Annotated in this window: 19 protein-coding genes; 11 read left to right on the forward strand and 8 right to left on the reverse strand. The window is 75.7% G+C overall.

From position 1 onward, the window contains the following. Positions 1–5: 5 nt before the first annotated feature. Entirely contained in the window at positions 6–620 is a 615-nt protein-coding gene (locus tag GXP71_RS03130) for a TetR/AcrR family transcriptional regulator (protein ID WP_162351462.1), read from the reverse strand. A 79-nt stretch (positions 621–699) separates the two neighbouring features. Here GXP71_RS03130 and GXP71_RS03135 point away from each other — a divergent pair, with 79 nt between their 5' ends. The 5 genes from GXP71_RS03135 to GXP71_RS03155 all read left to right on the forward strand — a co-directional run bounded on the left by GXP71_RS03135 (position 700) and on the right by GXP71_RS03155 (position 7186). Next, complete coding sequence (locus tag GXP71_RS03135; RefSeq protein WP_162351463.1) at positions 700–2307, forward strand: carboxyl transferase domain-containing protein; 1608 nt, start codon at positions 700–702, stop codon at positions 2305–2307. Between the two features lie 67 nt (positions 2308–2374). Continuing rightward, positions 2375–4702: a biotin carboxylase N-terminal domain-containing protein gene (locus GXP71_RS03140; protein WP_162354175.1), complete on the forward strand. Its 2328-nt coding sequence runs from the start codon at positions 2375–2377 to the stop codon at positions 4700–4702. Next, entirely contained in the window at positions 4699–5883 is a 1185-nt protein-coding gene (locus tag GXP71_RS03145; RefSeq protein WP_162351464.1) for an acyl-CoA dehydrogenase family protein, read from the forward strand. Before GXP71_RS03140 ends, GXP71_RS03145 begins: the two co-directional genes overlap by 4 nt. Then, positions 5880–6353 carry a MaoC family dehydratase gene (locus tag GXP71_RS03150; RefSeq protein WP_162351465.1) on the forward strand — a complete coding sequence of 158 codons (474 nt, stop codon included), beginning with the start codon at positions 5880–5882 and terminating at the stop codon, positions 6351–6353. The genes GXP71_RS03145 and GXP71_RS03150 overlap by 4 nt, the downstream gene beginning before the upstream one ends. Beyond that, on the forward strand, positions 6350–7186 hold the full coding sequence (locus GXP71_RS03155; protein ID WP_238402592.1) for a CoA ester lyase: 837 nt from the start codon (positions 6350–6352) through the stop codon (positions 7184–7186). Before GXP71_RS03150 ends, GXP71_RS03155 begins: the two co-directional genes overlap by 4 nt. 172 nt (positions 7187–7358) lie before the next feature. On the opposite strand, the gene GXP71_RS03160 is transcribed toward GXP71_RS03155, so the two are convergent. Then, a complete protein-coding gene (locus GXP71_RS03160; RefSeq protein ID WP_162351466.1) occupies positions 7359–9092 on the reverse strand; it encodes a hypothetical protein in 1734 nt (577 codons plus the stop codon). A 148-nt stretch (positions 9093–9240) separates the two neighbouring features. Here GXP71_RS03160 and GXP71_RS20085 point away from each other — a divergent pair, with 148 nt between their 5' ends. Then, positions 9241–9393 (forward strand): hypothetical protein, encoded by a 153-nt coding sequence (locus tag GXP71_RS20085; protein ID WP_200829714.1) that lies wholly within the window; start codon positions 9241–9243, stop codon positions 9391–9393. A 148-nt stretch (positions 9394–9541) separates the two neighbouring features. Here GXP71_RS20085 and GXP71_RS03165 read toward each other — a convergent pair whose 3' ends face one another. From GXP71_RS03165 to GXP71_RS03180, 4 genes are all read right to left on the reverse strand, one after another. Then, on the reverse strand, positions 9542–10468 hold the full coding sequence (locus GXP71_RS03165; RefSeq protein ID WP_238402593.1) for an endo alpha-1,4 polygalactosaminidase: 927 nt from the start codon (positions 10466–10468) through the stop codon (positions 9542–9544). A gap of 103 nt (positions 10469–10571) precedes the next feature. Next, positions 10572–11702, reverse strand: a complete 1131-nt coding sequence (locus GXP71_RS03170) for a bifunctional 2-methylcitrate synthase/citrate synthase (RefSeq protein ID WP_162351467.1) — start codon at positions 11700–11702, stop codon at positions 10572–10574. Between the two features lie 53 nt (positions 11703–11755). Beyond that, positions 11756–12649, reverse strand: a complete 894-nt coding sequence (gene prpB / locus GXP71_RS03175) for a methylisocitrate lyase (RefSeq protein ID WP_162351468.1) — start codon at positions 12647–12649, stop codon at positions 11756–11758. Continuing rightward, complete coding sequence (locus GXP71_RS03180) at positions 12649–14181, reverse strand: MmgE/PrpD family protein (protein ID WP_162351469.1); 1533 nt, start codon at positions 14179–14181, stop codon at positions 12649–12651. The genes prpB and GXP71_RS03180 overlap by 1 nt, the downstream gene beginning before the upstream one ends. Before the next feature lie 194 nt (positions 14182–14375). Between GXP71_RS03180 and GXP71_RS03185 the strand changes: the two genes are divergently transcribed. From GXP71_RS03185 to GXP71_RS03200, 4 genes are all read left to right on the forward strand, one after another. Continuing rightward, positions 14376–15689: an SWIM zinc finger family protein gene (locus GXP71_RS03185; protein WP_162351470.1), complete on the forward strand. Its 1314-nt coding sequence runs from the start codon at positions 14376–14378 to the stop codon at positions 15687–15689. Further along, positions 15686–19012, forward strand: coding sequence for a DUF6493 family protein (locus GXP71_RS03190; protein ID WP_162351471.1), 3327 nt, complete (start codon positions 15686–15688; stop codon positions 19010–19012). Before GXP71_RS03185 ends, GXP71_RS03190 begins: the two co-directional genes overlap by 4 nt. 223 nt (positions 19013–19235) lie before the next feature. After that, positions 19236–20555 (forward strand): alkaline phosphatase, encoded by a 1320-nt coding sequence (locus tag GXP71_RS03195; protein WP_238402594.1) that lies wholly within the window; start codon positions 19236–19238, stop codon positions 20553–20555. A gap of 121 nt (positions 20556–20676) precedes the next feature. Then, the gene (locus tag GXP71_RS03200; RefSeq protein ID WP_162351472.1) at positions 20677–22149 is read left to right on the forward strand and encodes a glutamate synthase subunit beta; all 1473 of its coding nucleotides are present in this window, start codon (positions 20677–20679) and stop codon (positions 22147–22149) included. Positions 22150–22200: 51 nt separating this feature from the next. Here the strand turns inward: GXP71_RS03200 and GXP71_RS03205 are convergent, their stop codons facing one another. After that, entirely contained in the window at positions 22201–23076 is an 876-nt protein-coding gene (locus tag GXP71_RS03205) for an alpha/beta fold hydrolase (RefSeq protein WP_162351473.1), read from the reverse strand. A 227-nt stretch (positions 23077–23303) separates the two neighbouring features. Here GXP71_RS03205 and GXP71_RS03210 point away from each other — a divergent pair, with 227 nt between their 5' ends. Beyond that, a complete protein-coding gene (locus tag GXP71_RS03210) occupies positions 23304–24668 on the forward strand; it encodes an FAD-binding oxidoreductase (protein WP_162351474.1) in 1365 nt (454 codons plus the stop codon). 6 nt (positions 24669–24674) lie between these two features. Here the strand turns inward: GXP71_RS03210 and GXP71_RS03215 are convergent, their stop codons facing one another. Continuing rightward, complete coding sequence (locus GXP71_RS03215; RefSeq protein WP_162351475.1) at positions 24675–25691, reverse strand: hypothetical protein; 1017 nt, start codon at positions 25689–25691, stop codon at positions 24675–24677. Positions 25692–25771: the final 80 nt, after the last annotated feature.

A 25771-nucleotide genomic window follows, 5' to 3' on the forward strand; every position in this document is an offset into this window, starting at 1 on the left:
GCCGGTCAGCCGGACGGGTGGCCGAGCGCGGCGAGCGCCATGCCCTCGAGGAGGGTCCGGGTGCGGGCCGACGACAGGCCGCGCGCGCTGTGCGGCGTCGAGTTGAGCAGGCCGAACGTCGCCTGCGCGCGCAGGCGGAGCTCGGGCCGGTCCGCGGTCGGCGCGAGGCGCGCGAGCACGTCGACCCACGCCTCGACGTAGCGGCGCTGCACCACCCGGACGGCCTCCTGGTCGGGCGCGGCTAGGGCCGCGAGATCGCGGTCCTGCACGCGGATGACGTCGGGTTCGGTGAGCGCGAAGTCGGCGTGGAAGCGGACGAGCGCGCGCAGCGCGTCGACGGGGTCGGGGGTGCGGTCGACGACGTCGCGGCCGCCGTCGAGCAGGCGCTCGCTGGTGCCGGCGAGCAGCGCGAGCAGCACGGCCTGCTTGCTGGGGAAGTGCCGGTAGACGGCAGGGCCGCGGACGCCGACGGCCGCGCCGAGGTCGTCGAGGGACACCCCGTCGAACCCGTGCCGCGCGAACAGGCGCGCGGCGGCGGCGAGGATCGCGTCCCGCCGCTCGGCCTTGGCCCGCCCCCGCGCGGTGGTGGGGGCGTCGTCGTCGACGGCGTGCCCGGACATCCGCCCTCCTGTCGTGGACAAGTCGCTGGTCGAACAGTAGCGTCATTTCAGTTAGCGATCGTTAACTCAAGGAGCGTCGATGGAGACCCTCCGGACGGCGGCCGACCCGAGCGCCCCCGACCACGCGGCCAACGCGGCCGCGCAGCGTGCGCTCGTCGCCGACCTGCGCGACCGGCTCGCCACCGCGGCGCTCGGCGGTCCGCCCGCGTCGCGCGAGCGGCACGTCGCCCGCGGCAAGCTGCTCACGCGCGAGCGCATCGACGTGCTGCTCGACGAGGGCAGCCCGTTCCTCGAGGTCGCGCCGCTCGCCGCGCACGGCGTGTACGGCGACGACGCGCCCGCCGCCGGGGTCGTCGCGGGGATCGGGCTCGTCGCCGGGCGGCACGTCATGGTCGTCGCCAACGACGCGACCGTGAAGGGCGGCACGTACTACCCGCTCACGGTGAAGAAGCACCTGCGGGCGCAGGAGATCGCGCGCGAGAACCGGCTGCCGTGCGTCTACCTCGTCGACTCCGGCGGCGCGTTCCTGCCCATGCAGGACGAGGTGTTCCCCGACCGCGACCACTTCGGCCGGATCTTCTTCCACCAGGCGCGCATGTCCGCCGAGGGGATCCCGCAGGTCGCGTGCGTGATGGGCTCGTGCACCGCGGGCGGCGCGTACGTGCCGGCGATGTCCGACGAGACCGTCATCGTGCGCGGGCAGGGGACGATCTTCCTCGGCGGGCCGCCGCTGGTCCGGGCCGCGACGGGCGAGGTCGTGACCGCCGAGGAGCTCGGCGGCGGCGAGCTCCACGCGCGGACGTCGGGCGTCACCGACCACCTCGCCGAGGACGACGCGCACGCCCTCGCGATCGTCCGCGACATCGTCGCGACGCTGCCGCGCCCCCGGACGACCGCGTGGGAGGTCGCCGAGGCGCGGCCACCGGCCGTCGACCCGGACGACCTCTACGGCGTCGTCCCCACCGACCTGCAGACGCCCTACGACGTGCGCGAGGTGATCGCGCGGCTGGTCGACGGGTCGGAGCTGCACGAGTTCAAGCGCGAGTACGGTGCGACGCTCGTCACCGGGTTCGCGCGGCTGCACGGGCACCCCGTCGGCGTCGTCGCGAACAACGGCGTGCTGTTCAGCGAGTCCGCGCTCAAGGGTGCGCACTTCGTCGAGCTGTGCGACCAGCGCGGCATCCCGCTCGTGTTCCTGCAGAACATCTCCGGGTTCATGGTCGGGCGCGACTACGAGGCCGGGGGCATCGCCAAGCACGGCGCCAAGATGGTGACGGCCGTCGCGACGACGCGCGTCCCCAAGCTGACCGTCGTGATCGGCGGGTCGTTCGGCGCCGGCAACTACTCGATGTGCGGGCGCGCCTACTCGCCACGGTTCCTGTGGATGTGGCCCGGCGCGCGCATCTCCGTCATGGGCGGCGCGCAGGCCGCGTCCGTGCTCGCGACCGTCCGGCGCGACCAGGTGGAGGCCCGAGGCGACGCGTGGGACGCCGCCGACGAGGAGGCCTTCCGCGGCACGATGCGCGCGCAGTACGAGACGCAGGGCAGCCCGTACTGGTCGACCGCGCGGCTCTGGGACGACGGCGTGATCGACCCGCTCGACACCCGCCGTGTGCTCGGCATGGCGCTCGACGTGTGCGCGACCGTCCCGCTCGACGCGCCCCGACCCGCGCTGTACCGGATGTGACGCCGTGACCACCACGGACCCCGTCACCACGGACCCCGCCACCACGGACGCCGCCAGCGACCCCGCCATGACCGTGCCCTCGCGCTCGACCGCGGCGCCGCTGTTCGGGTCCGTGCTCGTCGCCAACCGCGGCGAGATCGCGTGCCGCGTCATCGCGACGCTGCGGCGGCTCGGCATCCGGTCGGTCGCCGTGTACTCCGACGCCGACCGCGACGCGCGGCACGTCGCGCTCGCGGACACCGCCGTCCGGCTGGGCCCGGCCGAGCCGCGCGCCAGCTACCTCGACGTCGACGCCGTCGTCCGGGCCGCGCGGGCCGCGGGCGCCGACGCCGTCCACCCCGGGTACGGGTTCCTGTCCGAGAACGCCGACCTGGCGCGCGCCTGCGCCGAGGCCGGGATCGTGTTCGTCGGACCGGGCGTCCACGCGCTCGACGTCATGGGCGACAAGATCCGCGCCAAGGACCACGTCGTCGCGGCGGGCGTGCCGGTGATCCCCGGCGCCTCGCTCGCGGGGGCGACGGACGACGACGCGCGCGCGGCTGCCGACCGTGTCGGCTACCCGGTGCTCGTCAAGCCGTCCGCCGGGGGCGGTGGCAAGGGCATGACCGTCGTCCGACGCGGTGAGGACCTCGTCGACGCGCTCGTCGCGGCCCGTCGGGTCGCCGCCGCCGCGTTCGGTGACGACACGCTGCTGGTCGAGCGGCTCGTCGCGGCTCCGCGGCACATCGAGGTGCAGGTGCTCGCCGACGCGCACGGCCACGTCCTCCACCTCGGCGAGCGCGAGTGCTCGCTCCAGCGGCGGCACCAGAAGGTCGTCGAGGAGGCGCCGTCGCCGCTGCTCGACGAGGCGACGCGCGCGCGGATCGGTGCCGCGGCGTGCGACGTCGCGCGCAGCGTCGACTACGTCGGGGCCGGGACCGTCGAGTTCCTGGTCTCGGACGAGGCGCCCACGGAGTTCTTCTTCATGGAGATGAACACGCGGCTCCAGGTCGAGCACCCCGTCACCGAGCTCGTCGCCGGGCTCGACCTCGTCGAGCAGCAGCTGCGTGCCGCCGCGGGCGAGCCGCTGTCGTTCGTGCAGGACGACGTCCGGCTCACCGGGCACGCCGTCGAGGCGCGCGTCTACGCCGAGGACCCGTCGCGCGACTTCCTGCCCACGACCGGCACCGTCCTGGTGCTCGACGAGCCGACCGGCGACGGTGTGCGCGTCGACAGCGCGCTGCGGCCGGGACTGGAGATCGGCACGACGTACGACCCGATGCTCGCCAAGGTGGTCGCGCACGGCGCCGACCGGGCCGAGGCGCTGCGCCGGCTCGACGCGGCCCTCGCGCGGACGGTCGTGCTGGGCGTCCGCACCAACGTCGGGTTCCTGCGCCGCGTGCTCGCCGACCCTGACGTGCGTGCCGGTCGGCTCGACACCGGCCTCCTCGGGCGCCTCCTGCCCGGGCCGGTCGACGACGACGAACCCGAGCGGCCCGCGGGCGACGTCCGGCCCGACCTGACGGCCTGCGTCGCCGCTGTCCTGTGGCGGCTCGCGGTCGGACGTCAGGCGGCGGACCCGCGCCCGCCCGCCGACGCGGACGAGGCCCGAGCCGCTCGCGGGGGAGCGGCGCGCGCGGCCGGACCCTGGCGGTCGGACGGCTGGCGGCTCGCGGGCGCGGGCGCGCGGACCTACGGCGTGGCGACCGACGCCGGCGTCCTCGCCGTGACGGTGGCACCGGCGACATCGCCCGGCGACGGCGACACCGAGGCGTCTCCCTCGCCCGCACGTGTCTCCTTCGTCGCCGACGTCACCGTCGACCTCCGCCCGGGTGCGGCCATGGCCGCGGGCGTGGGCCGCGGCGACGCGACGGACGCGGGTACCGGCGCAGGCGCGGGCACGGGCGCAGATGCGGGCGCGGGCACGAGTGCTGGCGCAGGCGCGGGCGCAGGCACCGGCTCGGCTGACGGCGGCCCGCCGCGGCAGCGCGTGCGGTGCGTCCGGACCGGCCCCGACGCGGCCGAGGTCGAGATCGCCGGCGTCGTGCACCCGGTCCGCGTCGCCGTCGCCGGGGACGTCACCTGGGTCGCCGTCGACGGTGCGACGCACGACGTCCGCGTCCGCAGCCGGGCCGAGCAGCTCGCCGACGCGCGCACGGCCGGCCCGCGCGGCGACGGCCCGAACGCGCCCGAGGTCCGCGCCCCCATGCCCGGCGTCGTCGTCGCCGTCGACGTCGCGACCGGTGACGAGGTCGTCGCCGGTCAGCCCCTGCTCACGATCGAGGCGATGAAGATGGAGCACCGCCTCGCCGCCCCCCGCGACGGCGTCGTCACCCTCACGGTCCGACCGGCCGACCGGGTGCAGCTCGACCACGTGGTCGCGACCGTCACCCCCCACGAAGGGACCGCACCATGAGCCACGACCTCACCCCCGAGCAGCGCAAGCTCCGCGACGAGGTGCGCGACTTCGCCGACCACGTCGTCGCGCCGGCCGCGTACGAGTACGACACGAAGCGCGAGCTGCCGTACGAGATCCTCGCGCAGATGGGGGAGATGGGGCTGTTCGGCCTGCCCTTCCCGACGGAGCACGGCGGCCAGGGCCGCGACATGTTCGACCTGTGCCTCGCGGTCGAGGAGCTCGGGCGCGTCGACCAGTCGATCGGCGTGACGCTCGAGGCGGGCGTCGGGCTCGGGGCCATGCCCGTCTACCGGTTCGGGACGGACGCGCAGAAGGAGGAGTGGCTGCCGACGCTCACGTCGGGCCGCGGGCTCGCGGCGTTCGGGCTGACCGAGGCCGACGCCGGGTCGGACGCGGCGGGGACGCGCACGACGGCCCGCCTGGAGGACGGCGAGTGGGTGATCGACGGCAGCAAGCAGTTCATCACCAACTCCGGCTCGAAGATCACGCGGCTGCTCACGATCACCGCGGTGACGGGCGAGCGCACGCGCGACGACGGCACGACCGCGAAGGAGCTGTCGGCGATCCTCGTCCCGGCAGGCACGCCCGGCCTCACGGTGCTGCCCGCCTACGACAAGGTCGGCTGGCACACGTCCGACACCCACCCGCTGCGGTTCGACGACCTGCGCGTCCCCGAGGAGAACCTGCTCGGGACGCGCGGGCGCGGGTTCGCGCAGTTCATCCAGGTGCTCGACGAGGGGCGCGTCGCGATCGCGGCGCTCTGCACCGGTGCGGCGCAGGGGTGCCTCGAGGAGGCGATGCGGTACGCGCGCAGCCGCAACGTGTTCGGCCACCCGATCGGCGAGAACCAGCACATCGCCTTCAAGCTCGCCCGCATGGAGGCGCGCGTGCACGCCGCACGGCTCGCCTGGTACGAGGCCGCGCGGCTGCTCGTCGCCGGTCAGCCGTTCAAGCTCGAGGCGAGCCTCGCGAAGCTGCTCGGCAGCGAGGCGGCGATGGACAACGCGCGCGACGCGACGCAGATCTTCGGCGGGTACGGCGTGCTCAACGAGAACCCCGTCGCGCGGCACTACCGCGACTCGAAGATCCTGGAGATCGGCGAGGGGACGACGGAGGTGCAGCTCATGGTGATCGCGCGCGAGCTCGGGTTCGCCGGCTCGGGGGTGAGCTCGCGGTGACCGACGTCGTGCAGCGGGGGCTGTACTACGACGAGCTCGAACCGGGCACCCGCTACCTGCACCGCCCCGGACGCACCCTGACCGAGGCGGACAACGTACTGTTCAGCACGCTGACGATGAACACGCAGGCGCTGCACCTCGACGCCGCGTGGTCCGCGGACCAGCCGTTCGGGCAGCGGCTCGTGAACTCGATGATGACGCTCGCGGTGCTCGTCGGGGCGTCCGTCACGCAGCTCACGCAGGGCACGATCGTCGCGAACCTCGGGTTCACCGAGGTCCGCTTCCCGCACCCTCTCTTCCACGGCGACACGCTCTACTCCGAGACGGTCGTCGTCGCGAAGCGGCCCTCGTCGTCGCGGCCGGGCCAGGGCGTCGTCACGCTCGCGCACACCGGCCGCAACCAGGACGGCGCCGTGGTCGCCGAGGCCACCCGCACGGTCCTGTTCTGGACGACGGAGGCGGCGCCGTGAACCTCGACCTGGGGAGCGGCGGGTCGGGGAGCTTCGCCCTCGGACCCGCCATCCTGTTCTGCCCCGCGGACCGCCCCGGCCGGTACGCCAAGGCCGCCGAGCGCGCCGACGCCGTCATCCTCGACCTCGAGGACGCCGTGCTGCCGGGCGCGAAGTCCGCGGCCCGCGACGCCCTGCGCGCCACGCCTCTCGACCCCGACCGCACGATCGTCCGCGTCAACGCGGCCGGCACCCCCGACCTCGTCGAGGACCTGCACGCGCTCGCGGGCACGCCCTACCGGACCGTCATGCTCGCCAAGACGGTCGACCGCGCCGACGTGCGCGAGCTGGCCGCCTACGACGTCGTCGCGCTCGTCGAGACCGCCCAAGGCGTCGTCGACGCCGACGCCATCGCGGCCGAGGCGAACGTCGTCGCGCTCATGTGGGGCGCCGAGGACCTCGTCGCGTCGCTCGGCGGCACGTCCAGCCGACGCCTCGACGGCACGTACCGGGACGTCGCCCGGCACGCCCGCTCGACCGTCCTGCTCGCCGCGGGCGCGCACGGCAAGGCCGCGATCGACGCCGTGCACGTCGACCTCGACGACCTCGACGGCCTCGCCGCGGAGGCCTCCGACGCCGCCGCGAGCGGCTTCACCGCGACCGCGTGCCTCCACCCGCGCCAGGTCGACGTCGTCCGCGCCGCCTACCGCCCGACCGACGAGCAGGTCGCGTGGGCGCGTGCGGTGCTCACCGCTGCACAGGGCGAGCGAGGAGCGTTCCGCTGGGAGGGCCGCATGGTCGACGCCCCGGTCCTCCGTCACGCCGAGGACGTCCTGCGCCGCGCGCGCCCGTAGCGTCCGGACACTGATCCAGGGGATGACGGCGGGCACCACGACGGCCGTGCCGGCACTACGACGACGTCGTCCCGCACCGGCGATGGCGCACCGCGGCACCCCGGCGACCGCGACCGCGATCACCACCCGCGCCGCCCCGGCGCGCAGCAGACCGACACCGTCGGGCGCGGTCTCATGCGCCGTCGACGGGCTTCGCGGACGCGCCGAGCACGGTCACGCTGCCCGACGACGACACCGCGACCGCGACGATGACGACGGCCCGCACCCGGAGCGCGGTGCGCCACCCGGGCTGGCCGACCAGGTCCGCGACCGCGGGGTCGACGAACCGCAGGGGATCGTCCGCCGACATCGAGGAGTTCGTGACGTCGGCGTCCAGGGAGAGCACCGCGACGCTGCCGCCCTCCACGGCGAACGCGCGAGAGGCGCCGCCTGGACCGAACGGATCGGCCCGGTCTCCCCACGGGTCGACGGTGACCGACTGCACGACCGCGCCGAGATCCCCGAGCAGAAGGTCTCTGCGCACGTCGTCGAGCGCCCCGAGCTCCGCGATCGGGCCGGTCTCGCCGGTCCGGACGTAGTGCTGCACCGCCGCGAGACCGTCCTGCGCGCGGGCCAGGTCGGCCTCCTGCGGCGCGTGCGGCGCGTCCTGGTCGCCCCGGTGCAGGACGGTGCCCTCCGTGACGGTCGTCTCCGCCAGGACGTGCCAGCCGTCGAGGACGTCGCGCCGCTCGGACAGCCGCAGCAGCGGCGGCGCAGTGGCGTCACCTTCCTTGCGCGTGACCTCGACGTGGAACAGCGGGTAGCGCGCGAACGAGGGGTTGAGCTCCTCGAGCGTCGTCAGCCCGTACGTCGAGCCGTCGACGGGCGTGCCGTCCTGTGCCGCACGCGCGAGCTCCACGCGTGTCTCGAACTGCTGCGCCTCGAGCTCCGGGCCGCTGAGCACCGCCGCCCAGGCGGCAGGATCGCCCGCGGCAGCCGCCGCCGCGGCCACGCTGTACGGGTGCGGGCTCGGGTCGGGTGCGTCGCGTTCGGTGTCCGTCACTGCGAGCCGCTCGGGCTCGGACGGACGGATCGCGACGCCTGGTCGTGCGACGCAGCCGGTCACGCTCATGGCGGTCGCGACCGCGACGACCGAGGCGAGACCGGTGACCCGTGACCGCCTCGCGACGTGCGCGGCCGCGGCCGCGACGTGCGAGCGTCCGACGACGCCCCGACCACTCGCGCTGACCTCGTCCGACCCCACCCCGCCCGGACCTCGACGGCGCAGCAGGAAGATCCCGACCGCGACGAGGGCCCCTCCCGTGACGGCCGTCGCGGTGGCGACGAGGAAGGCCGACGCCACCTCCACGCCCACGACGACGTCGAGACGGGCCCCGGGTTCGGCCGCGACCGCGGTGACCGCCACCGGGTCGTCGGTCAGCACGACGTCCAGCTCCCGGGTGCCGGCCCCGCGGTCGTCGGCTGCCCAGAAGGTCGCGGAGGTGAGGTCGCCAGGTGCGTCGTCCATGCGTCCGCGCACCTCTCCCGCCGGTCGGCCGTCGGTACCGGCACGGAGAACCACGAAGCGTCGGGTCGTCGAGACGTAGGAGGCGACGTCGACCGGGTGCGCCGCGCCCACGAGGACGTCGCCGCGGTCGGCGTGCGCCTCGACGTGCAAGGTCACCCCGCTGAGCGGGACGAGGTCGTGCGGCACGACGACGGCGCGGACGCCTGCGGGCGCCGCGAGCGGGCGGAGGTCGGCACGGTCGTCCGGTCCGACGACGGCAGCGGCCGCCGTCCCCAGCAGGAGCGGAACCGTCCCGAGGACGAGGCAGAGCAGAGCGATGACACGGCGCATTCGGGCCCCCTTGGAGTGATCGGGGCCAAAGGTAGGGAGCCCGGCGACGGGCCCGTCGGGTTCATCCACAGGCCCCGTCGAGAGCGGGCCGTCGCGCCCGAGACCGGGCCGCGCCGACGCGCGTGCCGGACGTGCTGCAGGTGCCGTCCACCAGGCCTACCGTCGGAGAACCCGTGGGGCAGCGGCGGGGGTGAGCACAGACCCGGGGGAGGACCCCATGAGCACCACCGACGAGCAGGGCGACGCCGGACGCGACGACGAGACGCAGGAGCTGGCCGAGGGCGGCGGCGTGGGCGTCGGGTCGGGCGAGCCGAACACGTTCGAGCCCGAGGAGGACCCGGAGGCCCCGGCGGCCGGACCGACCGACTGACCGCCGCCGGTCGGCAGGCGACGACGCCGGACACGGACGACGTCGACACCGACATGGATGCTGTTCGGTGCCCGTGGACGGCAGCCATGTCGGTATCGACCGACGTCCGCGGCGCCCACGAGCGCGATGCCGCCCACGCGCGCCGCGGTCAGCAGGTTCTCAGGACGTAGCCGTCGTCCTCGGGGGTGCGCAGCTCGACGTCGCGCAGGACCGTGGAGACCGGCTGCTCGGGGTCGGCGCACGCAGCCGTCCACGCGTCGACGTCGTACTCGATGTCGAGGACCGCCGCGCCGTACACGGCGGTGTAGGCGGCGCACTCGTCGTACCGGCGGCACTCCTCGGCGACCGCGAAGTCGAAGCCTGTCTCGTCGCGGCCGCGGGCCCCGAGGTCGGGCGCGTTCTTCTGGCCCATGGCGAGCCCTGCGGCGTGGCCGACCGCGACCAGACGGGCCGCGAGGTCGACCGCCCCGTCCTGCGTCAGCCGGCCGTCCGAGCGGGTCCACGAGTCCAGGTTGTCCAGCTCCACCGCGTCGAACCCCCGCTGCGCGCACGCGGTCACCTGCGTGCCCACCACCTCCGCGATCGCGGCCCGCTTGGCGGCCGTCGACGTGTCCAGCAGCAGCTCGTCCGGCCAGCCCGGGTCGGCGACGGGTGCGCCCGACCCGTCCCGCAGCACGAGGTCGGGGTGCTGCCCGAGCCAGGTGTCGCGCGCGTCGGGCTGGGTCTGGAAGCCGTTGACGTAGCAGCCCGACCACAGGCCGGGCGCCGGGGTGTCGGTCACGTCCCGCACGACCCCGCCGATCCCGGCGGGGGGCGGGTAGCCGCCGCCGAGCTGGTAGTCGACGACCACGCCCACGGGCGGTCCCGGACGGAGCGCCGGCGCCGGCGCCGGCTGGGGTGCGGCGTCGCCCGGCACCGGCGTCGCGAGGACCGGCGGGACCGCGTCGGGCGACCGGGTCGCGTCCGGGTGCTCGAGCGTGCGGCCGCGACTCGGGAGCTCACCGGCGCACCCCGACGTCAGCGTCAGCGCAACCGCCACCAGGACGGCCTGCGCGCGCCCGCTGCCTCGTCTCACCCTCGCGTCCCGCCTTCTCCTGCGCGCCGGCTGCCGGCGGGGCCCGTGCGACGTCCGCCCGCCCGCCGGTGCACTCTACGGGCGGGCCGGGCGTCGGTCGGGTCTAGGCCGGCGCGGTCCCGTCGCGCCCGGGCACGTCGCGGCGAGCCGGACCGTCGTACCGGCTCAGCGGGCGGATGAGGGAGTTGGCCGCGAGCTGCTCCATGACGTGCGCGGTCCACCCGACGACGCGCGCGGCGGCGAACAGCGGCGTGAACGTGGGGGTGTCGAACCCCATGAGGTGGTAGGCCGGGCCGGTGGGGTAGTCGAGGTTCGGCAGGATGCCGGTGCGCGCCGTCATCGCGTCCTCGAGAGCGACGTACAGGTCGAGCAGGTCCTGCCGGTCGTAGTGCGCGACGAGCTTCTCGAGCCAGCGCCGCATGGTGGGGACGCGGGAGTCGCCGTGCTTGTAGACGCGGTGGCCGAACCCCATGACCTTGCGCTTGGCGGCCATCTCCTCGTCGAGCCACGCGGCCGCGCGGGACGCGGACCCGATCTCGGCGAAGGTCGCCATGACGGCCTCGTTCGCGCCGCCGTGCAGAGGTCCCTTGAGCGCGCCGACGGCGCCGACGACGGCGGAGTGCAGGTCGGAGAGCGTCGAGGCGATGACGCGGGCGGTGAACGTCGAGGCGTTGAACGAGTGCTCGGCGTAGAGGATCAGCGACACCTCGAACGCCTTGACGACGACCGCGTCGGGGACCTCGCCGAACGTCATCCAGAAGATGTTCTGGGCGAACGGGAGGTCGTCGCGCGCGGGGATCGGCTCCTGGCCGCGTCGGCGTCGCTGGTCGATCGCGACGACCGCGGGCACCTGGGCGAGCAGCTGCACGGACTTCGCGAGGTTCGCCTCGGGCGACGGGTCCTCGGCACGCGGGTGGTGCGCCCCGATGACGCTCACGGCCGTGCGGACGACGTCCATCGGGTGGCACGTCGTGGGCAGCGCGAGCACGGCCTCGACGACGGGCTCGGGGAGCGTGCGCTGCGACCGGCCGCGGCCCTGGAAGGCGGCGAGCTCGTCGGCGTTCGGGAGCTCGCCGTGCCAGAGCAGGTAGGCGACCTCCTCGAAGAGGCAGCGCTCGGCGAGCTGGTCGACGGGGTAGCCGCGGTACAGCAGCGAGTTGCTGTCGGGGTCGACGGACGAGATCGCGGTCGTGTCCACGACCACGCCCGCGAGCCCCTTGTGGATCTCGGTCATGCAGAGCCCTCCATCGCCGTTGACGGAATGCACGGACGCCCGACGCGCGGGCGCTACAGCCTGAAGTTGAACACGCCCTCGTCGAACCGGTTGTACGAGGAGTAGTCGAGCAGGTCGTACAGCTCGGCCCGCGTCTGCATGCGGTCGAGCACCCCTTCCTGCGTGCCGGTCGCGAGGATCTCGTCGAGGCCGGCGACCGCGGCGCCCATCGCGAGCCGCAGCAGCGTGACGGGGTAGATGACGATGTTCATGCCGAGGTCGTCGAGCTCGTGGGCGGTGAGCAGCTTCCCCTTGCCGAACTCGGTCATGTTGGCGAGCAGCGGGACGTCGAGCGCGTCGCGGAACGCCGCGAACTCGTCGGGGCTCGTGAGCGCCTCGGGGAAGACTGCGTCGGCACCGGCGTCGACGAGCGCGTGCGCGCGGTCGATCGCGGCGTCCAGCCCGGCGACGGCACGTGCGTCGGTGCGGGCGACCACGAGGAAGTTCGGGTCGCGACGGCCGTCGACCGCGGCGCGGATGCGGCGCAGCGCGGTCTCCTCGTCGACGACGTCCTTGCCGTCGAGGTGGCCGCACCGCTTGGGGTTGACCTGGTCCTCGATGTGGCAGCCGGCGAGGCCCGCGTCCTCCAGGCCCTGGACCGTGCGCGCGACGTTCATCGGCTCGCCGAAGCCCGTGTCGGCGTCGACGAGCGACGGCAGGTTGCTCTGCCGCGCGATCTGCCCGGCCCGCAGCGTCACCTCGCTCGCCGTCGTCAGGCCGATGTCGGGGAGCCCGAGGTCCGCCGAGATCACCGCGCCGGACACGTAGACGCCGTCGAACCCCTTGGCCTCGATGAGCCGGGCCGAGAGCGGGTTGAACGCACCCGGCAGGCGCAGCAGCCGCCCCGACCCGAGCGCCTCGCGCAGGGCGACGCGCTTCTCCGCCGCGGTCGTCGTCGTGTACAGCATCAGAAGAGTCCTTCCGGAGAGCGGACGGCGTCGAGGACCGCGGCGGGTGCGACGAGCGTGAGGCCGGCGAGCTCGTCGGCCCGCAGGGACGGCAGGCGCTGCGCGACGTCGAGGAACCGTGCGACCTCGGCCTCGCCGAGCACGTCGGTCGCGAGCGTCCGGAACTTCTCGACGTACTGCGGGCGTGCGAACGGGCGCGCGCCGAGCGGGTGCGCGTCGGCGACGGCGATCTCCTCGACGACCACCTCGCCGCTGGTCGTCGTGACCTCCAGACGCCCGCCGAACGCCTTCTGCGCGGGGTCGGTCGAGTGGTAGCGCGCCGTCCACGCGGGGTCCTCGGTCGTCGTGATCTTGCGCCACAGCTCCACGGTGTCCGGGCGGGCCGCGCGCGACGGCGCGTACGAGTCGACGTGGTGCCAGCGCCCGTCCTGCAGCGCGACCGCGACGATGTACGGGATCGAGTGGTCCAGCGTCTCGCGCGACGCGGTCGGGTCGTACTTCTGCGGGTCGTTCGCGCCGGACCCGATGACGTGGTGGGTGTGGTGCGACGTGTGGAGCACGATCGACGCGACCTTCGCCGGGTCCGCCAGGTCGGGGCGCTCCCGGTGCAGGCGGCGGGCCAGGTCGATGAGCGCCTGCGACTGGTACTCCGCCGAGTGCTCCTTCGTGTACGTGTCGAGGATCGCCGTCTTCGGCTCGCCCGGGCCCGGCAGCGGCACGTCGTACGACGCGTCCGGACCGTCGAGCATCCATGCGACGACGCCGTCCTCGCCCTCGTAGATCGGGCTCGGCGCGCCCTCGCCGCGCATCGCCCGGTCGACGGCCTCGATCGCGACCTTGCCCGCGAACGCGGGCGCGTACGCCTTCCACGACGAGATCTCGCCCTTGCGGGACTGCCGCGTCGCGGTCGTCGTGTGCAGCGCCTGCCCGACGGCCTGGAACGTGACGTCGGGCGCGAGGCCCAGCAGCGTGCCGAGGCCAGCGGCCACCGACGGACCGAGGTGCGCGACGTGGTCGATCTTGTGCGCGTGCAGGCTGATCGCCCGCACCAGGTCCACCTGGATCTCGTAGCCGGTGGCGATCGCGCGCACGAGGTCCGCACCCGACCGTCCGACGTGCTGCGCGACCGCGACCAGCGGCGGGATGTTGTCCGCCGGGTGCGAGTAGTCGGCCGCGAGGAACGTGTCGTGGAAGTCGAGCTCGCGCACCGCGACCCCGTTCGCCCACGCGGCCCACTCGGGCGAGACGCGCACGTCGGGCGCGAGGCCCGAGACGGTCGAGCCGTGCCGGGCCGACGACGACGCGTGCGGGTGAGCGACGGCCTGCGCCCGGGCGGCGACGACGGGGGAGCGGGTCAGGGACGCGGCGGTCACGGCCGCGTTGTCGATCACGCGGTTGACGACCATGTCGACGACGTCGTCGGGCACGGGGACCGGGTCGGCGGCGACCTCCGCGATCGCCCACGCGAGCTGGTCGGTCCGCGCCAGACGGTCGGCGCTCGGGTGCACGCGCAGGCGGTGTGTGCGGGGCAACGTGCCTCCGTCCCTCGTCGGGTGCCGCGACCCGTCGGCCACGACGACACCGACCGCTGCGGTGCGGTCGGCCACGACGAGGCTATCCGCCGACGCGGCCCGCGGCCCGCTGCCGGTCCCGTGGCACCCGTCGTCCGGGTGACGTCGCCCCTGGCGCGTCCGTGCTGTCGGACGCGCGACCTAGACTCCGCGCCGTGCCCACCCGAGCGTTCGCGACCGCCTCCCACCTGGGCGAGGACGGGCTCACGCTCGGGCTCGCACCCGCGCTGACGCCCGGCGGCGTCGTCGACGACCCGAGCTTCTTCCACGGGTTCGCCGCTCACCCCCAGGTGCTCGCGCGCGGGCTGCTCACGCTCGCCGACGTCACCGCGACCCGGTACGTCCAGTACACGCCGTCGACGCTGCGCGACCCCGTGCTGACGGCGCACGGCGACCGCCTGCGCGCCGAGTGCTTCTCCGCGTGCAACAGCGTCTACGCGCGCCTGGACCTGCTGCCCGACGGGTTCGACTCCGGGGAGATCGGCCACGGCACGACGAACGTCGACATCGGGCTCGAGACGCGCACCGCCCTGTCGCGCGTCGGCCGCGGGCGCCTGCTGCACCTCGACGTCGGGCGCGACGGGCTCACCGTGTCGAGCCCCGAGGCGACCGCCGTCGAGCGGCCGGTCGAGATGCCCGGGCGGTGGGTGCGCGCGTTCGGGAACGTGGCCGAGCTGCACCACGGTGTGCCGCACGCGTTCGCCGTCGGCGCGGTGCCCGCGCGGGCGTTCGTCGCGGCCCTCCCCGCGGCGACCAGCGCGGCGCGCACGGGCTGGCTCGTCGCCGACCGGGCCGGCGTGCGGGTGTCCGCGCGGCCCGTGCACGGCGGCGTGCTCGTGTCCGGCCTGCACCGGCTGAGCGCCGTCAAGCGGCTCCTGCCGCACGTCACGGGCATGACCGTGCACGGCGACGCGGATCCTGGGCCGGTCGTCGTGGCGTTCGACGTGCCCGGCGCACGCCTCGTGCTCGGGCTGACCGACGAGGCGTGGCGCGGGCACTCGGGCGAGGGGTCGCTGCTCACCGCGCTCGCGGGGGAGACGGTCGCCGAGGACGCGGACCTCGTGAGCGCGCTGCTCGCGTTCGAGCCGGTGATCGAGGTCCCGCGGCTGGCTCGCGAGGCCAGGCTCGCCGAGCCGCGCGTCCGCGCCGCGCTCGCCGTGCTGGCCGCCGACGGCCGCGTCGGGTGGGACACCCACGAGGAGGCCTGGTTCCACCGCGAGCTCCCGCACGACCCCGACCGCGTCGAGAAGGACAACCCGCGGCTCGTCGCGGCGCGGCGCCTGGTCGCGGACGGCGGCGTCGTGCGCGCCGCGGACGGCTGGACCCTGCGGAGCCGCAGCGGCGGTCCGGACCACCGCGTCGCCGCCGGCGGCCGGTGCACCTGCCCCTGGTTCCTCGCGCACGGCACCGGCCGCGGGCCGTGCGCGCACGTGCTCGCCGTCCAGATCGCCTCGGAGGCCCCCGCATGACGCTCACCGCCCGCCAGGCCGCCGCGATCGAGGTGTTCCGCTCGCTCGGATGGGCGTCCGCGTCCGTCGAGGACGTCGAGTCGCTGCCGCTCGGCACGCCCGAGCAGCAGCGGGTGGCGCGTGACGGGCTCGCGTCGGGGGAGTGGGGCGAGATCGGTCAGAAGGGCCCGAACACCTGGGGGTGGATCTCCTGGACGGACGTCGACGAGGGGATGCTCCGCCTGTTCGCGGTGCGCGTCGGGGTGGACGCACGTCGAGCCGCACGGCTGCTCGCATGGGCGCCCGGTGGGGACGAGGTGCTGACGCGGCTGGTGTCCGCGCGGGGCGACGCGTACGCGGCGCGGTTCGTCGAGGCGGCCGACCGCGCGGGCCGTGCGTGGGAGCACAGCACGAGCGCGCTCGGCGGGGTCACCGTGCGGCTCGTCGACCGGAACGACCTGCCCGTGCCGCACAGCGTCGAGTACCTCAAGGACTGGGCCGTCCACGCGTCGCTCGCGCTCACCGGCGTGGGCGAGATGGTCGGTCGGGGGAGCGTGCCGTGCGACGCCGCGCTCCTCGAACGGCGGTTCGCCGAGCACGTGCGCGCGGCGGTGGCCGTCGGGGTGCCGGCGACGGGCCCGTTCGGCGGGGTCCCGGCCGCGGCGGTCGCACGAGGGTGGCTCGACCGCGACGAGGCGGTCGACCTCGTCGTGACCGCGCTCGACGCCGCGCAGCGCCCGGGTGACCGCAAGGCCTGGACACGCGTGCTCGTCGGACCGCTCGCGCTCACCGACGACGAGCTCGTCGCGCGCGCCGACGCGCTGATCGGCGTGCTCGCGCGCGGCGACGGGCCGGTGATCGAGGCCTTCGCGCCGCGGCTGGTCGCGCACGCCGGTGACGACGTGCTGGGCGACGTCCTCGCGGTGACGCTGCCCGTGCGCACGAAGAAGGTGGTGCACGCGCTGCTGACCGCGGCGGCCGCTCGTCCGCGTCCCGCGGACCACGTCGTCGACGCCGTCGCGCCCCTCGTCCTCCCGCACGTCGCGGGCACGGACCGTCCGCTGGCCCGGGCGGCGCGGGCGCTCGTCGACGCGTGGGGGATGACGGCCGAGCCGGCGGCGCCCGACGACGTCCCGCCGGCCGGGCTCTGGCAGCCGACCCCGGCCGTGTGGGAGGTGCCGAGGCTCGCGCTCGGCGACATCTCGCCGGCGGCTCTCACCGACGCGGCGGCCGCGCTCACGGGGCGACCCGACGGCGTCGTGGACGTCGAGGTCGAGCGGTTCCTCGCGCTCGCCAACGCCGTCGCGGCGACCGACCGTGACGGCGCGCGCTCGGCGCTCGGTGGTGTCCGGCCGTCGTGGGTCGGCGGGCTGCGCTGCGTCCCTGCCTGGGTCCGCGGCGAGGACTCCGACCTGCTCGACCGCCGCGGCGGGTCCGACGGCTGGGCGAAGGTCGTCTGGGACCCGTGCGACGCGCGCGAGGCGTCCGTCGTGCGCCGGCTGGGCGAGGTGCCGGTGCTGCTGTCGACGCCGACGTGGGTCGACCTGCGCGTCGCCCCGTCGGACCTCCTCGACCGGCTCACCGCCTACGCGACCGCGGGCGCCGCTGCCGCCGAGGCCGACCTCTTCCTGGCCCTCACGCGGACCGACGGCGCGCTCGTCACGGACGACCTGCTGGCCGCGCTCGACGCCCTCGCGGTGCCGGTCGTGCTCCAGGACGGGAAGCCCGCGGCGTTCACGGCGGGCCCGGCAGCGGTCGCCTACCTGACGGACCCCGTGCGCGAGCCCGCGCTCGCGGTCGACGCCTCGTGGCGGCACTGGGCGCCTCAGCGGCTCGAGCTCCCGCGGTCGCTCCGCCCCTTCCCGGCCCGGCTGAGGAACAGGAACTCCTACGACCGCGTCGGGCCGGAGGTGTTCCCGACGTGGGGCGACGCCGCGGTGACCGGCCTGTCCTCGTCGGAGGCTGCCGACCTGGGCCTGCGGCTGCGGCAGGCCGCCCGGCGCGCGACCCCGTTGACGCCGGGCCTGGCCGTGAACCTCGTCGCCGCGCAGCGCGGCTTCCACCCGGCCGCAGCCGCCGACGGGTCCGCGGCCGTGCTCGAGGCGTGGGAACGCGGGCTGCTGCGGCCCGGGGTCGCCGACGTGTCGTTGCTCGACTGGACGGAGACGCCGTCGAACCTCGCGGCTCTCGCGCGTGCGTGCGCCGAGCTCGCGACCGAGGGGCTGCTGAGCGTCGTGTGGCCGCTGCTCGACGGCGTCCTCGCGGCCTCCGTGCGGGCGTCACGGCTGCTCGCCGGCACGTCGGAGGTCGCCGAGACGATGCGGACCCTCGCGCCCTCCGTGCTCGCGGCCGCTACGGCCGGGGACGCCGACGCCGCCGCGCTCGACCTGCCGGGTGTCCGCGCGCTCGCCGCACGTGCCGGGTCGTCCCGCGCGGTGGTCGCCGCGCGCGCGGTCGTGGACCTGCTGCCGGCGTCGCCGGTCGTCGCCGGGCCGCCAGCCCTCGTCGAGCCGGCCGTGGCACCCGGCCGGGCGTTCGACGAGGTGTGGACCGCGGACGCGGGGACCCGCCCCGCGGTCGTCGACGGCGCGACGCTCACGGTGACCTGGGTGGCGCGGACCGAGGCCAGCCGGATGCTCGCCGTCGACATCGACCTCCCGGGTGATCCCGCCGGGCCGTACCGCGTCGCGAAGACCTGGTTCTACGACCTCGAGCGCGAGGGGCAGTGCGCGGCGGTGTCGGCCGCCGGGCAGGCGTCAGCGTCGGGGTCGGGCACGCACGACGCGTGGCTGCACTGGGACGAGTCCGCGGGACGGCTCGTCGCGATGCCGCACCGCGACTGGCTGGCAGGGCGCGACCGGCCCGTGGAGCGCGGGGGCGCGCCGGTGCCGCCTCTGACGACGTCGATGGTCGCCGTGGTGCTCGCGTCGATGTGCCACGACGACCCGCCGCGGTACCACGTCCGGGAGATCGTCCGCGAGGGCGTCGTCGGGTCCGCGGCCGTGGCTCTCGCGCTGCGGGCGCTCCTGCCGCACGCCGACTTCAGCCCGGCCCGCGTCGTGCGACTGCTGGAGGACGACCCGACGACGTTGCCGGTCCTGTGGCCCGTGCTGGTCGAGTCGGTCCGCTACGCGGCGTCGGTCGAGGGGCCTCCCCCTCGGTGGCTGAACCGGGTCCTGGACGTGGCGCTCGTGCACGCCGCGCACCTGCGGGAGGCCGCGCGTCGTGGGCTGCTGCCTGCGGAGGCGGCGGCCTGGCCGGGCCTGGCGGACGTCGCCGCCCGCAGGGGTGGGGCCGCGCCGGGCAAGGCGCGCGACCTGCTCGCGCGCGCGCTGCCCGCCTGACGCGACGCCCGGCGCCGGCGCGACCTCCGCCGCGCGACGGCACGGTGCCGGCGCCGGACTCGACGCTGCGCTTTCCGCGTCGGCGGTCGTGGTCTGGCGCCCCGCCGGCCGCTCCACCCGACGTGCAGCGGATGCGCGACGGATAGATCCGGCCCAGCATGGGCGCTTCGGGTCCGAGGACGGGCCCGGCTCATCCGAGGACGACGAGGTTCGAGGGGGCACCATGCGCACGCACGCACGACGGTGGATGGCGACAGGCGGGGCGGCCGCGATCGCGGCGGGCCTGACGACCGGGGGGCTCGTGACGAGCGGCCTCACGACGGGCGACCAGGACGTCACGGGCGGCGACCGCGGGGGTTCGTCGCGCACGGCGAAGAACGTCGTGCTGGTCGTCGGCGACGGCCTCAGCATCGCGGCGCGCGAGGCGATCCGGCTCAGCACCGTCGGCAAGGACGGCGAGACCGCGATGGACTCGCTGCGCTACGCGGGGTGGACGCACACGGACTCGCTGGACCCGGAGGAGGCCGTCACGGACTCCGCCGCCGCGGCGAGCGCGTTCGCGACCGGCGTCCGCACGTACAACGGCGCGGTCAGCGTCGACGTGGACGGCAACCCCGTCCGCACCCTGCTCGAGCACGCCAAGTCGCTGCGGAAGTCGACGGGCGTCGTCACGACCGCCCAGGTCACCGACGCGACGCCCGCCGCGTTCGGCGCGCACGTCCCGGACCGCGGCGACCAGACCGAGATCGCGCGGCAGCTGATCGAGGAGTCGCGGCCGGACGTCATCCTCGGCGGCGGTGAGGACTGGTGGTACCCCGCGGGCGACGAGGGCGCGTACCCCGACGACCCCGCCGACCCGCGGCCCGAGGTCAGCCGCAGCGACCAGGGCAACCTCGTCGAGCGCGCGCAGGCGTCGGGCTACGAGTACGTGACGACCGCCGACGAGCTGGCCGCGACGCGCGCCCCGCGGATCCTCGGGCTGTTCGCCAACGAGGAGATGTTCGAGCAGGCGCCCGAGGGGCTGGGCGACGAGTACGCCCCCGTCGTGCCGCTCGTCGACATGACCCGCAAGGCGCTCGACGTGCTCTCGCGCGACCGGCAGGGCTTCTTCCTCATGGTCGAGGAGGAGGCCGTCGACGAGATGTCGCACGCCAACAACGCGGGCCTCACGCTCGAGGCCGGGCAGGCGCTCGACGAGACGGTCGCGGTCGTGCACGCGTTCGCGAAGCGGCACCCGGGCACGCTCGTCGTGGTCGTCGGCGACCACGAGACCGGCGGGCTGGCCATCGAGAACGTCGACGCGGACGACGAGAGCGGCGACCCCGCGAGCACGTCGGCCGAGGTGCTGCAGAGCCTCGAGGACGGGCCGTTCCCCGTCGCCGGGACCGACCTGCAGTTCACGGTCGACTGGACGACGAGCGGTCACACCGGCGGCGCGACGCCGCTCACGGCGGAGGGGCCGAGCGCCCAGCGGCTCGCGCGGTCGCAGCCGAACACCGACGTCTTCGTCGTCCTGCGCGACGCGATGGGCGGCCGGCGCTAGGCGGCCGCCGTCTGCGACGCCGGGGGCGTCCGGGCCGGGGCGGGTGCACGGACCTCCCCGGCGCCGAGGCCTAGGACCTTGGACCGCCGGGCGGCGTCCGGGCCGGACCTACGGTCCCCGCATGGCCGATCCCCGGGGCTTCCTCACCACGCGCGTGCGCGAGCTGCCGCCCGACCGGCCCGTGGCGGTGCGCATCCTCGACTGGGACGAGGTGCACCGCCACCCCGTCGGCGACGCGGCCTTCCTGGAGACGCTGCGGCGCCAGGCGGGGCGCTGCATGGACTGCGGCGTGCCGTTCTGCCACCACGCGTGCCCGCTCGGCAACGTGGTGCCCGAGTGGAACGACCTGGCGTGGCGCGGGCAGTGGCAGGACGCGAGCGACCGTCTGCACCTGACGAACAACTTCCCCGAGGTCACCGGCCGGCTGTGCCCGGCGCCGTGCGAGTCGGCGTGCGTGCTCGGCATCCACGAGCCGCCCGTCACGATCCGCCACGTCGAGCTCTCGATCGCGGAGGAGGCGTTCGACCGCGGCCTCGTGGTGCCCCAGGTGGCGGGCCGCATGACCGAGTGCACGGTCGCCGTCGTCGGCTCGGGGCCCGCCGGGCTCGCGGCCGCGCAGCAGCTCACCCGCGCGGGCCACCACGTCACCGTCTTCGAGCGTGCGGACGCGCCCGGCGGGCTGCTGCGGTTCGGCATCCCCGAGTACAAGCTGCCCGCCGCCGTCATCGAGCGTCGCCTCGACGTCATGCGTGCCGAGGGCACGGTGTTCCGGTGCGGCGTCGACGTCGGCCGAGACGTCACGGGCGTCGAGCTGCGCCGCCGGTTCGACGCGGTGCTCGTCGCGACCGGCTCGACCGTGCCGCGCGACCTGCCGGTGCCGGGCCGCGACCTGACCGGCGTCATGCCCGCGATGGACTACCTCGTGCCCGCCAACCACGCGGCCGTCGGCTCGCCCGTCGCCGAGGCTCCCGTCGCGACCGGCCTGGACGTCGTGGTCGTGGGCGGCGGTGACACGGGCGCGGACTGCGTCGGCACCGCGGTGCGCCAGGGTGCCCGCTCGGTCGTGCAGCTCGAGATCCTCGCCCAGCCGCCCGGCGAGCGGCCGGCCGACCAGCCCTGGCCGACCTATCCCACGGTCTTCCGGGTCTCGACGTCGCACGAGGAGGGCGGCGAGCGCCGGTTCGCGGTGTCCACGCTCGGCCTCGACGGCGACGACGAGGGTCGGGTCGCCGGCGTCCGCGTGGTCGACGTCGAGCGGGTCGACGGCCGGTTCGTCCCCGTGGACGGCACCGAGCAGGTGCTGCCCGCGCAGCTCGTCGTCCTCGCGCTCGGCTTCACCGGGCCGGAGCCCGGCGGGCTCGCCGAGCAGCTCGGGCTGGCCGTCGACGCCCGGGGCGCGTTCGCGCGGGCCGACGACTTCTCGACGACGACCTCCGGCGTCTTCGTCGCCGGCGACTGCGGCCGAGGGCAGTCCCTGGTGGTGTGGGCGATCGCGGAGGGTCGTGCGGCGGCCGCCGCCGTCGACGCGCACCTCGTCGGCCGCACGACGCTGCCCGCGCCGGTCCGGGCGAGCAGCGTCGCGATGCGGGCCTGACGGCGGCGCGGCGATGTGCGGTGGAGCGCCGCTCGCACGCCCGGGGGCGCGTCACGCCCGCGTCAGCACCTCCCGCAGCCGCGCCGCGAACGCCTCGGGCTGCCCCGCGTACCCGTGCTCGCCGCCGAGGAACCCGCCGTGGTGGCTCGGGAACAGCGTGAGGTCCTGACCGAGCAGCGCGGCCAGCGCCTCGGTCGCACGGAACGTCAGGAGGTCGCGGCTCTCCTCGCCGGCCGCGACGACGACACGGGTCGGGCTCGCGACGACCGCGTCGACGTCCGGACGGAACGCGGTCACCGGGTCCGACACGCCCGACAGCAGCGGGTCGCCACGCGTGCCGTCGTCCTCCGTCGGCAGGCCGAACTGCGCGGGGTCGACGGGCTCCTGCGCGAACCGGTCCGGGAACGGGCCCTGCCACGACGAGACGAGCATGAAGGTCGCCATGCCGGCGCCCCAGCCGCGCTCGGCGTACACCTCGGCGACGCGCCTGCCCGCGGCCCGGGCGTTCTCGGCGTCGGGCAGCAGCTCGACGAGCGGCGGCTCGTGGGCCACGAACGTGCGGACGTCGTGCGGGTGCGCGGCGACGAGCGCGAGGCCCGTGATCGCGCCGCCGCTCGACCCGAACAGGTCGACGGGGCCGCCGCCCAGCGCCTCGACCAGCGCGTGCACGTCCTCCGCCTGCACGGCGGGGTCGTTGACCGCGGAGCCGTCGTGACGCACGCTGCGGCCGAGCCCGCGCGGGTCGTACGTCACGACGGTCCGCTCGGTCAGGAGGCCGGCGAGCGTCGTGAAGCCGCTCGCGTCCATCGGCTGCCCGATCAGCACCAGCGGCGGCTCGCCGTCCGCGGTGGGCAGCGGGCCGTGCACGTCGTAGGTGAGGGTCGCGCCCGGCACGTCGAGCGTGCGGGTGTCGGTCGTGGTGGTCATGGTGCGCTCCTGTCGCCGAGGGTCGTCGTCGCTCGTCGTCGGCTGCGGACGGGCTCGTCGTGCTGACCGGCCGCACGCCCGGGACTCATCGGGCCCATCGTGGACCCGGCGGCGAGCGCGGCGCGCGCGGGTGCGGGTGCGCGACCGGTGCCGCGTGTCGGTGGTCCGTGGGAGCGTCTCAGGGAGTCGCCGCGGACCGTCCGCCGGCGCCGTCGCCAGGAGGTCGCATGTCGAGCCCGCTCGCCGACGCGCTGTCGGCACAGGTCCAGGGTCCCGTGCTCGTCCCCGGTGCCGCGGGGTACGACGACGAGGTCGCCGCGTTCAACCTCTCGGTCCCCATCCGGCCCGACGTGGTCGTGGGTGCGACCGGCGTGGACGACGTCGTCACGGCCGTGCGGCTCGCGCGCGAGCACCGCGTCCCGCTGCGCGTCCAGGCGACCGGGCACGGCGCCGAGCGGCCGCTGACGTCGGGCGTCCTCGTCACGACCCGTCGTCTCGACGACGTGGTCGTCGACGCCGCGACGCGCACCGCGACCGTCGGTGCCGGGGTCCGCTGGGCCGCCGTCGTCGAGCGCACCGCGGAGCACGGGCTCGTCCCCGTCGTCGGCTCGTCGTCGAACGTCGGCGTCGTCGGCTTCCTGCTCGGCGGCGGGCTCGGCCCGCTCGCGCGCAGCCACGGGTTCGGGTCGGACCGGCTGGTGTCCGCGACGGTCGTGACGGGGACGGGCGAGGTGGTCGAGGCCGACGACGGCGAGCACGCCGACCTGCTGTGGGCGCTGCGCGGCGGCAACGCCGTGCCCGGTGTCGTGGTGGCCGTCCGGATCGCGCTCGTCGAGGTCCCCGACCTGTACGCGGGGTCCGTCGTGTTCGACACCCCGCACGTCGCGACCGCGCTGCGCGGCTGGCTCGAGTGGACCGCCGGCGCCGACGACCTCACGACGACGAGCGCCGCAGTGGTACGGATGCCCCCGATCGACGTGGTGCCCGAGCCGCTGCGCGGGCGCACGGTCCTCTCGGTGCGCTTCGCCCGGCCGGGGTCCGCCGAGGACGGCGAGCGCGCCGCCGCCCCGCTCCGCGCGCTCGCTCCCGCCCTGCTCGACGGCCTCGGCCCCCTCCCGGCGCGCGACTCCGACCGGATCCACGGTGACCCGACCACACCCGCGCCCGTCTGGACGGGTGGTGCTGGGCTCGCGCACGTGCGCGACGGGTTCGGCGACGCCTGGCTCGACGCCGTCGGCCCGGACGCGGACCAGCCGTTCGTCGCGGTCGAGCTGCGGCACGTCGCCGCGCCCGTGTCCGCGTCGGCAGCACGGACGACCGGTCAGGACGCGGTCGCCGGCCGGGACGCCGCGTTCACGCTCGGGCTCGTGACGGTGGGCCCGGAGGCCGCCGGCGTCGGCCCGGGTGCGGCCGAGCGCGTGCTGTCCGCCGTCGCACCGTGGCTGGCCGACGAGGCGAACCCCAACATGAGCGGAGGGCTCCCGGGACGGTGGCGGCCCGACGTCGCGGCACGCCTCGACGCGGTCCGGCGCCGGTACGACCCCGACGACCTCCTCGGGTCGCACGCGCCAGAGCCCGTCGGCGTGGGCTGACGGGCGTCAGGGGGCTCCGTGCGGCCGGGGGGTGGCCGGGCGCTGCGGTGGTGCGAGAGGCGGCACGGGCGTCCCCGGCTCGTCGGGCAGGTGCAGCGGCTCGATCGCGACCGGGTCCCACGTCCGCACCGTCTCCGTGACCCAGAAGACGATGAACAGCACGATCTCCCACCACTCGACGGCGAGGATCGCCTCCTCGACGCCTGCGCGCTCCAGCGCGGGCCACAGCACCAGCCCGGCGACCATGAGGGCGGCGACGGCGAGGTAGATCGCGCGGTAGCGCCGGTCCGACTCGGCGTCGGTCGCGGGCCACCCGTGGCTCAGCACCGCGAGCGCCAGGCTCACGATCAGCACGACCGCCGCCGCGCCGTGCAGCCACGCGAACGTCGTGCCCGGCTGCACCAGGCGCACGACCAGCAGTGCGACGACCGCGACCCCGAGGACCGTCATCAGCCAGAACACCCAGCCGCCGTCACGTGCCGTGCGCGCGGCGTGGACGGTCGCACGGGTCGTCCGCCACTCCACCAGGACGACCGCCGCGGACACGACCAGCAACGACGTCAGCACGATCCGCGCGGGTAGCGCGGCCTGGGTCCGTGCCGCACCGTCGAGCCGCTCGAGCTCCGCGGTGAGGCTGTTCGGCACGAACGCGACCACCAGCGCCAGGAAGCCCGCCCAGTTGAGCGTGTAGTCCTCGACCGCCGGGAACCCGCGGTAGGCGACCAGGCAGACCGCGATCCCGGCGAGCATCGCGACGAAGACGTCGCGCAGGTCGCCGTCGTAGTAGTCGCTGATCGACCGCTCGATGCGCCCGCCGGTGACCCACACGAGGAACGACGCGACGAGCAGGAGGACCGGCAGCGCGACGAGCGTGATGCGCAGCAGGCGGTACGTCGCCCGGGCGAGCGGGTCGGTGCTCGCCGTGCCGACGTGCGTGGGCCCGCCCACGCGCGACCGGGGCGCGCTGGCCGTCGCGCCACGGTCCGCGGCGTCCGCCGTTCCGGTTCCTGCGGGTTCGGGCATGTCGCGAGCGTCCTGCGGTCGTCGGCCGAGGTCAAACGCAGGAGGCGTCGGTCGGGGACCGGCGTGGCCGGCGCGCCAGC

The sequence above is a fragment of the Cellulomonas sp. H30R-01 genome (assembly GCF_010119915.1).
In the GTDB taxonomy this organism is placed as follows: Bacteria; Actinomycetota; Actinomycetes; order Actinomycetales; family Cellulomonadaceae; genus Cellulomonas; species Cellulomonas algicola.